Raw genomic sequence first — 14,464 nt, forward strand, 5'->3', positions numbered from 1 at the left:
CTGCGCCTGCCTTTCGTGGAACCGATTGAACTATGGAACGATACCTGAACTTCGTTGAGCGCTATGCGCGCACGATTGTATTTGTGCTGGTGGCGATCACGGCCTACTTCACCTATACCCTCGGCTCGCTGATGTCGGACACCAACCCCTACTTGCTCAAGGAAAGCCACCCGGCGCGCAAAACCATTATCGACCTGCAGCACGAGTTCACCGGCACCTATGACTCGGTCATGGTGGCCCAGAGCAATGCGCACAGCGTGTTTAACACGCAGTCGCTCAATGCGCAGTTCGAAATCTCCCAGGCCCTTCGCCGGCTGATGCTGGCCAATGCCGACGATGAAGTCGAGTTGCGCCGTGTTGTCGGCCAGCACGAACACGACAGCCGCGCCCAACTGTTGGCCAGCGATATCCTCGGCGGCGGGTTTAACCAAAACGACTATGCCCAAGCCAAGGCCCTGCGCGATCACGCCCGCGGCCAGGGCTGGGCAGAACGAGACCAGCAGTTTCTGACGTTCCTGGCGGAACGGATTAACCCCATCCAGGAAATGGCCTCGATGGCCGACCTGGAAAACATCAGCCTGAGCGCCGATGGCGAACTGTGGATTCACAAGACCCTGCACGGCCTGGACATGGATCCGCAGCTCGTCGAAGCGCAGATCATGGGCAACGAGCAAATGGTCGGCGGGGTGGTCTCCCCTGACAAGAAAGTCGCGGTGGTGGTGGCCGAGCTGGGCACCAAGCAGGACGACGCCCAGGCGCAACTGCGGGCGTACCAGCAGGTGCGCCAGATCGTCGCCGACTATCAGAGCAAACATCCGCAATTCACCGATGAAGTGTTTATTGCCGGGACGCCGATTTTCATCGCTGCCCAACAAGAGATCATCGATCACGACTTGGCGCTGCTGTTTCCTATCGTGTTCCTGCTTGTGACTTCCATGCTGGTGTTTTTCTTTCGCAAGCCGCTGGGTGTGTTCCTGCCGCTGTTCAATATCCTCTTCTGCACGATCTGGACGCTGGGGCTGATGGCCTTGTTAAAAGTGCCCATCGACCTGCTCACCAGTGTGCTGCCGGTATTTTTGTTCACCATCTGCTGCGCTGACGCGATACATGTGATGGCTGAGTACTATGAGCAACTCAATGCCGGCAAGACGTACCGCGAGGCCAACCGCGAGACCATGCGCCGCATGGTGGTTCCGGTGGTGCTGACCACCGTGACCACCATCGCCACCTTTATGATCTCCACCACCAACAACATCGTCAGCATCCGGAATTTCGGCGTGTTCATGTCCATCGGGCTGACGGCCGCCCTGATCATCTCGCTGCTGTTGATTCCGGCGTGGATTTCCATCTGGGGCAAAGATCAGCCGCCGCGTAAAACCGTGCACAAAGAGTCGATCATCTCGCGCTACCTGGTGGCTTTTTGTGCCCGCCTGATCCGCTGGCGCAAACCGGTGCTGCTGGTCAGCTTGCCGTTGTTGGCACTGATGACGGTGTTTACCTTCATGGTCGATATCGAAGACTCGGGCATCGCCTACTTCAAGAAAGACAGCCCGGTGCGCGTGTCCGATGAGTTCATCAACCGCTCCCGGATCGCGGGCACGTCCCCCGGCTGGATTGCGTTCGACACCAAGACCCCGCGTGGCGCGTTGACCACCGAGACCGTGCAGTTCCTCGACAAGCTCGATCATTTTCTCAAGTCTCAGCCAAACGTCAGTTACACCTATTCGGTGGCGGCTTACGTCAAGCGCATGAACCTGGTGCTCAATGATATGAACCCTGAGTACCTGCGGGTCCCACAGGCCCTGGAGCAGGTGACATCGGTCAACGATGAGGGGCAGGCGGAAACCTTTGAGGTCGACGGTAACTCGCTCATCGAGCAACACATCATGATGTTCGAGAACGGCGGTGGTTCAGACTTGCAGAACGTACTGAATGCCGACTACTCCAAGGCCTTGACGCTCTACACCATGACCTCTTCGGTGGCCAGCGACTACAAGGCCATGCTCGATCGCCTGGACGCCTGGCTGCTGGTAAACAAGCCGGCCAATCTGCAGGTTACCCATGCCGGTACGCCAAAAATATGGACCGGCATATTGGCCGAGATCACCCAGGGCCAGGTCCTGAGCTTCTCGCTCGCGCTGCTGGTAGTCACGCTGATGATGATGTTCTGGCTGAAGTCCGTCCGGCTGGGCATTCTGGGCATGCTGACGCTGCTGACCACGTCGGTGACGGTGTATGGCTTTATGTACCTGTTGGACATCGAGTTGAATATCGGCACGACACTGGTGACGTTCCTGGTCGTGGGCGTGGTGGATTACGCGGTACACCTGCTGTCGCGCATCAAGCTGCTGGTTCAGCAAGGTATCCACGTGGACGAGGCGATCCTGACGGCGATGCACAGTGTCGGGCGTTCGACAGTGGTCAACGTGGTGATTTTCTCGGTGGGCTTCCTTGCCCTGCTGTTTTCCGCCTACAAGCCGGTCATTGACTTGGGAACACTGGTAGCGCTGGCCCTCTTCTCCAGTGGCGTCATGACCATCCTGTTAGTGACCTTGATATCTCCGTGGTTCTTTGCAGCCATTGTGCCCGAGCAGCGGACTGATGAACGCGAGTACCCAGAACGCGAGGGCGCCTTGAGCTAGAGGCTGGAACGGACGACGCCGGCCATAGCCATTGAGTAACCAGGGGTTGCCGGCGTTTCCGAACAGCACACAACGCTTCATGAGGTCATGCAGCACGTTCGTTCAGGCCGTTTTGGAAAGATGTTCAAACTGGCATTGATACTGGGCGTCCTTGAGGCTGCTCTCGAACTGTTCAAGGCCGTCGTAGATACTTTGCAAGCCTTCGATCTGGTTTTTCAGTTCCAGCTTTTTATCCGCAATCGCCTGGTTGGCCAAATCCCACGGCAGCTCCTGGCCCCGGTGATCCTGAAGGATCGCCTGCATTTCCTTGAGCTTGAAGCCCAACTGCTGAGCGCATTTGATAAACGTCAGCAGCTCAACGCTTTGCTGGCTATAGACCCGATACTTCCCTTCGCGCACCGGCGGCGGCAGCAAACCAATGTCTTCATAGTGGCGGATCGTCTTGACTGTCGTGCCCGACAACTGGGCAGCTTTGCCGATATACATGTAAAAGTCCTTTTTTATGGCGCAGAAGAGGCGCGTACTTTGGCGCGCCGCATCTTCACACATGTCTACGGGGTCGGAAACCCGAAGGTGGCAAAAGGCAGTGTACTTGGCAGGGATAAAGCCGGCATCGCCTGCTGCAAGGCGATGCTGTGCAACGGCTATGTCAGCGGCAAGCGATAGCCTGGGCTTGCTTGAGCCAGGCTTCGCGCTGGGAGTCGCCGGAACCGAGGATCGGCCCGAACGTGAGGGTCTTCAATGGTTTGATGCCGCAGAACTCCAGGGTAGTCTTGCGCATCTGGTGCAGGCCCGGCATGCAGTAGACCCACTTGTAGTACCACGGCGGGGTATCCATCGTGACCAGCAGGTGAGCCGTGCGCCCCTTCAAAAGCTTGTCGGGAAAGGCTTTGCCTTCGCGGTACTTGAAGGCAAATCCGGGAAGGAATATCCGATCGAAGAAGCCTTTCATCAGGGCCGGAATTCCGCCCCACCAGATGGGATAGATAAACGCCAGGTGCTCAGCCCAGGTGATATCGGCCTGGGCCTTGAGCAGATCGGGCTCCAGCAACTGAACCTGTTTGTAACCATCGTGCAGCACTGGATCAAACCGCAGAGCATCCAGGCGTAACAGACGCACATCGTGCCCGGCCTCTGTGGCCGCCTTCACATAGGTGTCGGTCAATGCCCCACAGAAACTGTCGGTTGAGGGGTGTCCCAGAATCACCAGTACTCGCTTGCTCATCATCACTTCATCCTGAAAAGTCGAGCGGGCAGGATAGGGTGTGCCCGTAACAGGAGAGTCAACAGGGAGGTTTGCCAAATGCTGGTATAGCTTGGGTGCATTGCGCACCGGCAGGTAAGCACCAAATCGCAGGCAAAAAAAAACCCGGAAATCCTCACTTGCGTGGGCCTTCCGGATTTTCTAAACCGCCAAAAATGGTGGGTCGTGTGGGATTCGAACCTACGACCAATTGGTTAAAAGCCAACTGCTCTACCAACTGAGCTAACGACCCGCTGTGTGGTGGCGCGTATAATACTGATTTCTAAGGATTATTCAACACCTTATTTGAAATAAATCAGAAATAACGCGTCGGGTCCGTAATTCCGGCCATTTGGAAGCCCTCTGCACGCAGTCGGCAGCTGTCGCATTTCCCACAGGCACGGCCGTCATCGTCTGCCTGATAGCAGGAAACTGTCAGCGCGTAATCGACACCAAGTCCTACGCCAGCCTTCACGATAGCGGCCTTGCTCAGATTTTGCAGCGGTGCCTGGATCCGGAAACCCTGCCCTTCTACCCCGGCTTTTGTCGCCAAATTGGCCATACGCTCGAACGACTCGACGTATTCGGGGCGGCAGTCCGGGTAGCCGTTGTAATCAAGGGCATTAACCCCGATGAAGATGTCCCGGGCATTCAGAACCTCCGCCCAGCCCAGCGCCAGGGACAGGAACACCGTGTTGCGTGCCGGTACGTAGGTAACCGGGATGCCTTGGGTGGAGCTCTCAGGGACGTCGATAGTGCTGTCGGTCAAGGCCGAGCCACCCATGCCGTCGAGGTTCAGGCCAATCACCTTGTGTTCGACCACGCCCAGGTCTCGGGCCACACGGGCGGCTGCCTCCAGTTCGGCACGGTGGCGCTGACCGTAGTCGAAGCTCATGGTGTAACAGCTGTAGCCTTCGGCGCGAACCATGGCCACTAACGTTGCGGAGTCGAGGCCACCGGACAGCAGGATGACCGCGCGCTTTTGATCAGTCATCTCAGCGCCCCGGTTCGTCGTTCCACAGGTATTTATGCAGCTGCAATTGCAGGCGTACGGGCAGGTTATCGGCAACCACCCAGTCGGCCAGATCGCGCGCGTTCAGGTCGTGGTGGCTGGGAGAGAACAACACCTCACCGGCACGGCGATCAAGGCCGTACTGGATCAGCTTGGAGTTGGCCCAGTCATAGTCTTCACGGGAACAAATCACGAACTTGACCTGATCGTTGGGCGTCAGCAGTTCGATGTTCTCGTAGCGGTTGCGGTGCACTTCCTTGGAGCCCGGCGTCTTGAGGTCAACCACTCGGCTGACACGCGGGTCTACCGCGGAAATATCCAGGGCCCCGCTGGTTTCCAGGGAGACCTCGTAACCGGCATCACACAGCTGTTTGAGCAAGGGGATGGCGTTGGGCTGGGCCAGGGGCTCGCCACCCGTTACACAGACGTAGCGGGGCCGGTAGCCGGCAACCTGTTCCAGGATGTCTTCGAGGGTGCGCACGGTGCCGCCACTGAAGGCGTAGGCGCTGTCACAGTATTGGCAACGCAAGGGGCAACCGGTCAGGCGCACAAAAACCGTGGGCAAGCCAGCGGTTCGCGTTTCACCCTGTAACGAGTAAAAAACTTCGGTGATGCGTAATGTGTCTTGCATAGTCGCCACGGGCGTAACAGCTAAACAGGCTGTCCGCCTCCGTCAGGCACTTCAAAGAACCCCGCCAACGCGTAGGCCCCAGGAAGCGTGTGTCATAAAAGGGCGTGGATTCTAACGAAAAAACCCGCGCCAGGCGCGGGTTTCTTCTAAACGGCTGCATCGCTTACAAGCGTTGCAGATCCCGTTGGGCCAACTGTGCAGCGGAGGTACCCGGATATTGGGCTACGACCTGCTGCAGAATGCCTTTGACCTTGTCGGTATGACCCAGGCGGCGTTCTACGTCAGCGAGTTTATACAGCGAGTCGGGCACCTTGGCGTGCTTGGGGTACAGTTGACTGACCTTGGCAAATGCCTGGCCCGCCCCCTGCAGATCACCCTTTGCCAGATTCACCTCGCCCAACCAGTATTGGGCATTGCCCGCGTACTGGCTGTTTGGGTAGCGGCCCAGGAAGGCGGTAAAGGCTTTGCTGGCCTTATCGAAATCCTTGGCCTTGATCAGGTCGAAGGCTGCATCGTAATACAGCTTTTCCTTCGCCGGATCACCCGGTTCACTGCTGGCGGCAGGGGCTTGGCTCGCAGCGGCGGCCCCTGCTGCTGCACCACCGATAGCCGCGCTGGGCGCGCCACCGGCAGAAGAATTATCAGGAGTAGCGGCAGGTGTAACACCGGCTCCTATACGTCGATCAAGATCCTGGTAACGCTCCAGGCCTTCCTGCTTCAGCTGACGCACCTCATTTTGCAGAACTTCAATGGTGCCTTGTTGCTGCGCCAATTGATCCTGCATGCGTTGCAGCTGGTTGAACAGTTCGCCCTGTGCCGAGGGAGCGGACGTAGCCGCCCCCCAGCATAGGCGCCGTTCGTGCCATAACCCGCTGGCGGATAGCTGCTCCCGCTATTGTTATAGCCAGAGTTGCTGTCTTCCACAGGAACCGCAGCCCACACCGCAAGCGGGGCGAGGCTGAGAGCCAATACAGTTAGAGCACGACGGCACGTTCGCATGACGAATTACTTACGCAGTTCGACGCGACGGTTTTGAGCCCAGGACTGCTCGTCGTGGCCAGTAGCAACTGGACGCTCTTTACCGTAGGAAACCAGTTCCAGTTGGCCTGGAGCAACACCTTGCAGTACCAGGTAGCGCTGAACGGCTTTCGCACGACGCTCGCCCAGTGCCATGTTGTACTCACGAGTACCACGTTCGTCAGTGTTACCTTCCAGAACAACGCGAGCGCCGTTAGCTTTCAGGTCCTTCGCGTGAACGTCCAGAGCGCGCATGGCTTCTGGCTTCAGGTCCGAACTGTCGTATTCGAAGTAGAAAGTGGTGATAGCGCGCAGAGCAGCTTCTTCGCTCAGGGAGCCGTCAACTGCACCAGTGTTAGCGCCGTAACCAGCGTTTGGATCAACAGCTGCGCCTTCACCGGCATTGTCGCCGCCTTTAGACGAGCAACCAACGGCTACGGACAGAGCCAGAGCCAGAGCAGCAAACTTACCAAACTTCAGCATTTCCATCGTGAAACTCCTAATGAACCCCAGTGTGTTAAGTACTTCTTTTTGTAGCGCCGCGTCAGTTCAGGTAAGGGGACCAGGACGGTTCTCTGACTTCGCCTTGTGCGGTAGGAAGCGGGAGCCTTACGCGTCCATTAATGGACACGAGCATCAAGACTCCCCGGCCCTGCTGGCGGGTGGCGTAGATTACCATGGTGCCGTTGGGCGCAACAGTAGCTGACTCATCAAGGTTGGTATCTGTGAGGATTTTTACCGTTCCACGCTGCAAATCCTGGGCCGCAACCCGGAAATTAGTGAAACCATCCTGACGGTGAATCATCACCAACGTCTTTTCATCAGCCGAAAGCTTAGGATTGGCGTTGTAGTTACCGATAAAGGTCACGCGTTCCGCACCCCCGCCGCCAACGCTCGTCTTGTAGATCTGTGGCTTGCCGCCGCGGTCCGAGGTGAAGTAGATGGTCGAACCATCCTTGCCCCAGAACGGTTCGGTGTTGATACCAGGACCGCTGGTCACGCGGCTGATCTGGCGCGAAGCCATGTTCATCACGTAGATGTCCGGGTTGCCGTCCTTGGACAGTACGAATGCCAGGCGCGAACCATCCGGCGACCAGGCCGGTGCACCGTTGAGGCCTTCGAAGTTGGTGATCTGCTCACGACGGCCAGTATCGATGTGCTGGACGAAGATACGCGGACGCTTCTGTTCGAAAGACACGTAGGCAATACGCTTGCCGTCCGGCGCGAAGCGCGGCGACAGGATTGGCTCACGGGATTGCAGCAAGGTCACTGCCCGCGCACCGTCGTAGTCCGAACGCTGCAGGGTGTAGCGAGTGTTGTCTACGGAGAAACGCTCGGCCGTTACATAAAGCAGGCGTGTCGAGAACGCCCCCTTGATACCGGTGAGTTTTTCAAACGACTGGTCCGAGATGTAGTGGGCCATGTCGCGCAGTTGTTCGGCGGTACCCGATACGCTGCCGGTCAGGACCTGCTGCTCGGTGGCCACGTTGAACAAGGTGTACTGGATCTGCAGGCGACCGCCGGCCGGCGTGATGCTGCCGACCATCAGGTACTGCGCGCCCACCGCTTTCCAATCACGGAAGATGACTTCGCTGGCCTGGGTGGGCTGGCTGATCATGTTGCCTTTCGGAATCGGTGCGTAGTAACCGGAGTTGCGCAGGTCGTCGCTGACGATCTGGGCCATGTCGTCCGGCAGCACGCTGCCGCCCTGCCAGCCAAACGGCACTACCGCGATCGGGGTAGCCCGATCGCTGCCGCTGGTGACCAGGATGTTCTTTTCATCCGCCGCCGCTATCCCTGCCATACAGCAAATAACGACAAGCATTCCTCGAAGAAGGTTTCTCACAAGGCTAGATCCTCAGGTGTGAATGTCATCTTGAATGAACGATAGGGAGCGAAGTCGCTTGGTTTCATTCCCTGCATCTCGGTCAACCGGCCAATATTCTTGACCGCGGCAACCGCCGAACTGTCGAACGAACCGTCACCACTGGACTTGGCCACGCTGACCGAAGTCACCGTACCGTCCGGCAACATGCCGATCTGCAGCACTACTGTCATGCCTTTGCGTGCCGAAGGTGGACGTGTCCAGCCTTCTGCTGCCCGCGCCCGAATCAGGTCGTCGAAACTGCCCGCGACTTCATCGCCACGTTCATCGGCCAAGGCTTGCTGACGCTGCGGCGTGTCGGAGAGCAAATCTGCCAAGGCCTGGGCCTTTTTCTCTTCGGCGGATTTACGCGCTGCTTCCTGGGCCTTTTTCTTGGTGGCATCGGCGGCAGCTTTCTTCTTCGCGTCGTCGGCGATTTTCTTCTTCGCCTCGTCTGCTTCAGCTTTTTTCTTGGCGTCTTCGGCGGCTTTTTTCTTCGCGTCTTCGACTATTTTCTTCTTGGCGTCTTCAGCGGCCTTTTTCTTGGCCTCTTCTTCGGCAGCCTTCTTGGCTTCTTCTTCAGATTTCTTCTTGGCTATATCAGCCAATTGTTTCTCTTCAGCTTTTTTAGCTTCGGCAGCTTTCTCGGCTTTCTTGGCTTCATCAGCCTTTTTCGCCTCGTCGGCCTTCTTGGCTTCGTCAGCCTTTTTCGATTCCTCGGCCTTTTGAGCCGCCTCTTCTTTCTTTTGTTCCGCAGCAGCCTTCACCGCTTCCTGCTCGACCTTCTTCTGTTCCATCTGTTCGACTTCAGTCTGGCGCGCAGCCGACTTCTGGGCCTCACCCGCAATCTTCTGATTGGTCTGGGTGGTGGCCTGGCTTTTCGATTTCAGCTGATACAGGGTCGCCTGCACGATCGGCTTGGCTGGCGGCAGATCCGGGGTCATGGCAAAGCTGACGAACAGCATGCCAAAGACCAGGACGTGCAGGGCAATTGCCCAGACGCTAGGCCAGAAGAAGCTTTCCGAGGCGGACGGCTCTCGCTGTTGGTGCATCAGGGCGCCTCAGTAATCAAGCCAACGTTACCGACGCCGGCCTTCTGCAGCCCGCCCATGGCGCCCATGACGGAACCGTAGTCGACCGACTTGTCGCCGCGGATGAACACCTGGGTGTGCTTGCCGCCTTCGTTGCCGGAGCGAATGATCTTGGTCACCGCATCGGTCATCGCCGGCAGGGTCAAGGCCTTGTCCTGCTGTTTCTGCGTGTCGACTTCGCTGCCAAGGTTCCAGTAATAGGTCTTGTCAGCCTTGATCGAAATGGTCAGGACCTGAGTGTTGTTGTCCTGCGGCAAGGCTTCACTGGAAACCTTGGGCAGATCAACCTTCACGCCCTGGTTGAGCATCGGCGCGGTCACCATGAAGATCACCAGCAGCACCAGCATCACGTCGATGTAGGGCACTACGTTCATCTCGGCGACCGGCTTGCGCTTTTTGCGAGCTCGAGCGATTAAAGCCATTGGGAATTACCTGCTTATTCTTCGCTGGTGTGCACTTTACGGTGCAGGATCGCCTGGAATTCATCGGCGAAGGTGTAGTAACGGCCGATCAACGTTTCGCTGGTGGCAGCAAAGCGGTTGTAGGCGATTACTGCGGGGATAGCGGCGAACAGGCCGATCGCGGTGGCGATCAGGGCTTCGGCAATACCCGGGGCCACGGTGGCCAGGGTCGCTTGCTGGGCCTGGGCCAGGCCGCGGAACGAGTTCATGATCCCCCACACGGTACCGAACAGGCCGATGTACGGGCTGACGGAACCGACGGTAGCGAGGAACGGCAGGCTCTGCTCCAGTTTCTCTTCTTCACGGGAAATGGCGACGCGCATGGCACGGGCCACGCCTTCCATGACCGCTTCCGGATCAACACCGGGCTGCTGGCGCAGGCGCGAGAATTCCTTGAAGCCGGCGCGGAAGATCTGCTCGACGCCCGAATCCGGGTCCGGGTTACTGCCGGCCTGGCGGTACAGCTTGGACAGGTCGATACCCGACCAGAAGCGCTCTTCAAAGCTCTCCAGGGCACGTCGACCGGCGCGCAGCAGGTTGCTGCGCTGAAAAATCATGACCCAAGAGGTAACCGATGCGGCTACCAGGGTCAGCATCACCAGTTGAACCACGACACTGGCATTGCTGACCAGGCTCCACATGGAGGAATGGTCGACGACGGTAGGTTCCACGCTAAATCTCCTGCTTTGATTGTTTACCCGCGCCGCTCACGGCGGCAAAGGCCGCACGTAGAGTTTCGGGAATGGCCCGAGGTTTCAAACTGTTGGTGCGCACACACGCCACCAGGAACTGCCCCTCACAGAGCAGCGTTGCATCCGTTGCCCGCCTGACCTGCTGCTTGAAACGCAGGCTGGCACGGTTCAATTCGATTACTTCAGCGCTGACCAGCAACTCGTCGTCCAGTCGCGCCGGTGCGTGGTAGCGCGCCTCGCTGGAATGCACGACGAATAACAGGTCCTCCCCTGCCAGCAGGGATTGGGCAAAGCCCAGCTCCCGTAGCCGCTCGGTACGAGCCCGCTCCATGAACTTGAGATAGTTGACGTAATACACGATGCCGCCGGCATCGGTGTCCTCGTAATAAACGCGACAGCGATGTGCGAACGACTGATCCCCGTTTTGCGCGCGCATACTCTAGTGCTTACTCCTCAGGTTGCCAATCCGCTGGGGCAACTGTTTTTTCATTCTCGAAAAACATATCCAGTGACTGAATGACGACACCAGCCACTAGGACAGCACAAACATCGAATAAATCGACTGGCGTGAAGCTTTTAATCGTCTACTGCATCAAGGAATTCGTCTACCACGGGCATCTCACCCAATCGTGACGGAATGTTTAGCCCGAAGTGCAGATAGGCATGGCGCGTCACCACTCGCCCCCTTGGCGTGCGCATGATGTAGCCCTGCTGGATCAGGTACGGTTCCAGCACATCCTCGATGGTATGGCGCTCTTCACTGATGGCCGCCGCCAAGCTGTCGACACCCACCGGACCGCCGTCGAACTTCTCGATCATGGTCAAGAGTAGACGTCGATCCTGATGATCGAAGCCGTGCTCGTCCACATCCAGCAGGTTCAGGGCCAGGTCCGCCACGGCCTTGGTGATATGCCCCTTGGCCCGGACTTCGGCAAAGTCACGCACGCGACGCAGCAGGCGGTTGGCAATCCGTGGCGTGCCCCGGGCCCGACGGGCAATTTCGAACGCGCCTTCCGGGTCCAGGGGCAAGCCGAGAATACTGGCCGAACGGCTGACGATGGTCGCCAGATCTGCGGTGCTGTAGAACTCAAGACGTTGAACAATGCCGAAACGGTCTCGCAGCGGGTTGGTCAGCATGCCCGCACGGGTCGTCGCGCCCACCAGCGTGAACGGTGGCAGGTCGAGCTTGATCGAGCGCGCCGCCGGGCCTTCGCCGATCATGATGTCGAGCTGGAAATCTTCCATCGCCGGGTACAGGACTTCCTCGACGATTGGCGAGAGCCGATGGATCTCGTCGATGAACAGCACATCATGGGGCTCGAGGTTGGTGAGCAACGCCGCCAAATCACCTGGCCGCTCCAGCACCGGGCCGGAGGTGGACTTGATCGACACGCCCATTTCCTGGGCAATGATGTTGGCCAGGGTGGTTTTACCCAACCCTGGAGGACCGAAGATCAGGGTGTGGTCAAGGGACTCACTGCGCCCGCGCGCGGCCTGGATAAACAACTCCATCTGTTCACGCACGGTGGGCTGGCCGATGTATTCGGCCAGGCTCAGGGGGCGGATGGCGCGGTCCTGGACTTCTTCACGGTCGCGCGGGCCGGTGGCCGCGATCAGACGATCAGCTTCAATCACTTAAATCATTCCCTTCAGGGCTCGGCGGATCATATCTTCGCTGCTCAGGTTCTTGTCCTTGATGGCCGAGACGGCCTTGCTGGCCTCCTGGGGTTTGTAACCCAGGGAGATCAGCGCACTGACGGCGTCGCTTTCAGCACTCGCGACCTGGCCCGCCGGCATATCCGGCTGGTTCGGCACCAGGGCGAACATGCTCGGCACCACCTCCCAGGCCTTGAAGCGGTCCTTGAGTTCTACCAGCAGGCGCTCGGCGGTTTTCTTGCCGACGCCCGGCACCTTGGTCAGCGCCGAGGTGTCCTGGGCCGACACGGCACGTACCAGCTCATCCACTTCCAGGCTCGACATCAACGCCAGGGCCAATTTAGGCCCCACGCCATTGAGGCGAATCAACTCGCGGAAGAAGTCGCGGTCACGCTTGCCAATGAAACCATAGAGTAGTTGCGCATCTTCGCGCACCACCAGATGGGTATGCAGCGTTATGGGTTCACCGACCGACGGCAGGCGATACAGGGTGGTCATGGGCACTTCCAGCTCATACCCCAGCCCGTTTACATCCAGAATCAGGTGCGGCGGCTGTTTCTCAGCCAGGGTGCCGCGCAAGCGTCCAATCACGGTTCAGATCCTTAAAGCTTGGGGTCAGAGCGAGGCCTGACCGGAAATAACGATTGCGCTGATGCTATCAGAGACGCAGGCGCCCGCCACGACTGCGTGCCGTGCCCAAGCCGTGAGGCAACAGGCTGGAGCGCGTGTGCGCATGGCAAATGGCAATGGCCAGGGCGTCGGAGGCATCGATCTGCGGTTTTGAGGTGAGCTTGAGCATGTGCATGACCATCATCTGCACCTGCTCTTTATTGGCCGCGCCGGTGCCGACCACGGACTGCTTGACCTGGGTCGCGGTGTACTCGGCGATCTCCATGCCCTCCTCGGCGCCGGCGACGATGGCCGCGCCACGGGCCTGGCCGAGCTTCAACGCCGAATCTGCGTTTTTTGCCATGAATACCTTTTCGATGCCCATGGTCACCGGTCCGTAGGTCTGGATCACTTCACGCACGCCGCGATAGACGATCTGCAGTCGCTCAGCCAACTCGCCCGCGCCGGTACGGATACAACCCGAAGCGACGTAGACGCAGCCGCGCGGGGTGTGTTGCACCACACCAAAACCGGTGATGCGCGAACCGGGGTCGATACCTAGGATTAAAGTCATAACGCCTGCAGGTCGGATAAACACATTTTTTGATACATCGTAGTTCTAATGTGGGAGGGGGCTTGCTCCCGATGGCGATCGTCCAGTTAGACATAGGCTGACTGATACACCGCCATCGGGAGCAAGCCCCCTCCCACATTTGGATCTACGTCATTCTTCAGCCTAGCTGTTCGGCCACGGATTCCGGGATGTCGGCGTTGGAATACACGTTTTGCACGTCATCCAGGTCTTCAAGCATATCGAGCATCTTCAACACCTTCTGTGCGCCGTCCAGGTCCAGTTCGGCACTGGTGGTCGGCAGCATCACGATCTCGGCGTCGGAGCCTTTGAAACCGGCCGCTTCCAGGGCGTTACGCACGGCGTAGAAACCAGCGAACGAGGTAAACACGTCGATGGAGCCATCTTCGTTGGTCACCACGTCGTCGGCATCCGCCTCCATCGCCGCTTCCATCAGCGCATCTTCATCCACGCCCGGCGCGAAGGAGATCTGCCCCTTGCGTTCGAACAGGTAGGCCACCGAACCGTCAGTCCCCAGGTTACCGCCACACTTGCTGAACGCATGACGCACGGCGGCGGCTGTACGGTTGCGGTTATCGGTCATGCATTCGACCATCACCGCCACGCCACCCGGGCCGTAGCCTTCGTAGGTCAACTCGACCATGTCATCGGTGTCGGCAGCGCCGGCCCCACGGGCCACGGCACGGTCGATAATGTCGCGACTCATGTTCGCACCGAGGGCCTTGTCCAGGGCCAGGCGCAGACGCGGGTTGGAGCCCGGATCACCACCGCCCTGGCGGGCAGCGACTGTCAGCTCACGGATCCACTTGGTAAAAATCTTGCCTTTCTTGGCATCCTGACGCTCTTTGCGGTGCTTGATGTTCGCCCACTTGGAATGGCCAGCCATAACACAACTCCGAAATTCTCTAGAAACCTTATCAACCCCACCCCGGGTGGGATACACCCCTTGTAACG

Annotated in this window: 15 protein-coding genes, 1 tRNA gene and 1 pseudogene; 1 reads left to right on the plus strand and 16 read right to left on the minus strand. The window is 58.6% G+C overall.

What is annotated here, in order from left to right:
• The first annotated feature begins 32 nt into the window (after nucleotides 1–32).
• The gene (locus tag NIBR502773_RS09135; protein ID WP_141155899.1) at nucleotides 33–2,642 is read left to right on the plus strand and encodes an RND family transporter; all 2,610 of its coding nucleotides are present in this window, start codon (nucleotides 33–35) and stop codon (nucleotides 2,640–2,642) included.
• 102 nt (nucleotides 2,643–2,744) lie between these two features.
• Here the strand turns inward: NIBR502773_RS09135 and NIBR502773_RS09140 are convergent, their stop codons facing one another.
• From NIBR502773_RS09140 to NIBR502773_RS09215, 16 genes and pseudogenes are all read right to left on the minus strand, one after another.
• Nucleotides 2,745–3,128 (minus strand): MerR family transcriptional regulator, encoded by a 384-nt coding sequence (locus NIBR502773_RS09140; RefSeq protein WP_074847541.1) that lies wholly within the window; start codon nucleotides 3,126–3,128, stop codon nucleotides 2,745–2,747.
• 163 nt (nucleotides 3,129–3,291) lie between these two features.
• Nucleotides 3,292–3,870 carry an NAD(P)H-dependent oxidoreductase gene (locus tag NIBR502773_RS09145; RefSeq protein ID WP_115487172.1) on the minus strand — a complete coding sequence of 193 codons (579 nt, stop codon included), beginning with the start codon at nucleotides 3,868–3,870 and terminating at the stop codon, nucleotides 3,292–3,294.
• 192 nt (nucleotides 3,871–4,062) lie between these two features.
• A tRNA-Lys gene (locus tag NIBR502773_RS09150) sits at nucleotides 4,063–4,138 on the minus strand.
• 63 nt (nucleotides 4,139–4,201) lie between these two features.
• Nucleotides 4,202–4,879, minus strand: a complete 678-nt coding sequence (gene queC / locus NIBR502773_RS09155; RefSeq protein WP_115487173.1) for a 7-cyano-7-deazaguanine synthase QueC — start codon at nucleotides 4,877–4,879, stop codon at nucleotides 4,202–4,204.
• Nucleotide 4,880: 1 nt separating this feature from the next.
• Entirely contained in the window at nucleotides 4,881–5,528 is a 648-nt protein-coding gene (queE, locus tag NIBR502773_RS09160; RefSeq protein ID WP_027605545.1) for a 7-carboxy-7-deazaguanine synthase QueE, read from the minus strand.
• A 163-nt stretch (nucleotides 5,529–5,691) separates the two neighbouring features.
• Nucleotides 5,692–6,527, minus strand: a pseudogene (gene ybgF / locus NIBR502773_RS09165) (tol-pal system protein YbgF).
• Between the two features lie 6 nt (nucleotides 6,528–6,533).
• The gene (gene pal / locus NIBR502773_RS09170; RefSeq protein ID WP_003209827.1) at nucleotides 6,534–7,034 is read right to left on the minus strand and encodes a peptidoglycan-associated lipoprotein Pal; all 501 of its coding nucleotides are present in this window, start codon (nucleotides 7,032–7,034) and stop codon (nucleotides 6,534–6,536) included.
• Nucleotides 7,035–7,089: 55 nt separating this feature from the next.
• On the minus strand, nucleotides 7,090–8,370 hold the full coding sequence (gene tolB / locus NIBR502773_RS09175) for a Tol-Pal system beta propeller repeat protein TolB (protein WP_043293513.1): 1,281 nt from the start codon (nucleotides 8,368–8,370) through the stop codon (nucleotides 7,090–7,092).
• Between the two features lie 17 nt (nucleotides 8,371–8,387).
• Nucleotides 8,388–9,461, minus strand: a complete 1,074-nt coding sequence (tolA, locus tag NIBR502773_RS09180; RefSeq protein WP_053135848.1) for a cell envelope integrity protein TolA — start codon at nucleotides 9,459–9,461, stop codon at nucleotides 8,388–8,390.
• Nucleotides 9,461–9,913, minus strand: coding sequence for a protein TolR (tolR, locus tag NIBR502773_RS09185; protein WP_161793227.1), 453 nt, complete (start codon nucleotides 9,911–9,913; stop codon nucleotides 9,461–9,463). Before tolR ends, tolA begins: the two co-directional genes overlap by 1 nt.
• Nucleotides 9,914–9,936: 23 nt before the next feature.
• Nucleotides 9,937–10,632 (minus strand): protein TolQ, encoded by a 696-nt coding sequence (gene tolQ, locus NIBR502773_RS09190; protein ID WP_015885609.1) that lies wholly within the window; start codon nucleotides 10,630–10,632, stop codon nucleotides 9,937–9,939.
• A 1-nt stretch (nucleotide 10,633) separates the two neighbouring features.
• Nucleotides 10,634–11,089, minus strand: coding sequence for a tol-pal system-associated acyl-CoA thioesterase (gene ybgC / locus NIBR502773_RS09195; RefSeq protein WP_124364183.1), 456 nt, complete (start codon nucleotides 11,087–11,089; stop codon nucleotides 10,634–10,636).
• Between the two features lie 140 nt (nucleotides 11,090–11,229).
• Nucleotides 11,230–12,288 (minus strand): Holliday junction branch migration DNA helicase RuvB, encoded by a 1,059-nt coding sequence (gene ruvB, locus NIBR502773_RS09200; protein ID WP_003193867.1) that lies wholly within the window; start codon nucleotides 12,286–12,288, stop codon nucleotides 11,230–11,232.
• The gene (gene ruvA, locus NIBR502773_RS09205) at nucleotides 12,289–12,900 is read right to left on the minus strand and encodes a Holliday junction branch migration protein RuvA (protein ID WP_003175802.1); all 612 of its coding nucleotides are present in this window, start codon (nucleotides 12,898–12,900) and stop codon (nucleotides 12,289–12,291) included.
• A gap of 67 nt (nucleotides 12,901–12,967) precedes the next feature.
• Entirely contained in the window at nucleotides 12,968–13,492 is a 525-nt protein-coding gene (ruvC, locus tag NIBR502773_RS09210) for a crossover junction endodeoxyribonuclease RuvC (RefSeq protein WP_027605540.1), read from the minus strand.
• A gap of 157 nt (nucleotides 13,493–13,649) precedes the next feature.
• A complete protein-coding gene (locus tag NIBR502773_RS09215; protein WP_027605539.1) occupies nucleotides 13,650–14,396 on the minus strand; it encodes a YebC/PmpR family DNA-binding transcriptional regulator in 747 nt (248 codons plus the stop codon).
• Between the last annotated feature and the right edge of the window lie 68 nt (nucleotides 14,397–14,464).

This window comes from Pseudomonas sp. NIBRBAC000502773, assembly GCF_006517195.1.
In the GTDB taxonomy this organism is placed as follows: Bacteria; Pseudomonadota; Gammaproteobacteria; order Pseudomonadales; family Pseudomonadaceae; genus Aquipseudomonas; species Aquipseudomonas marginalis.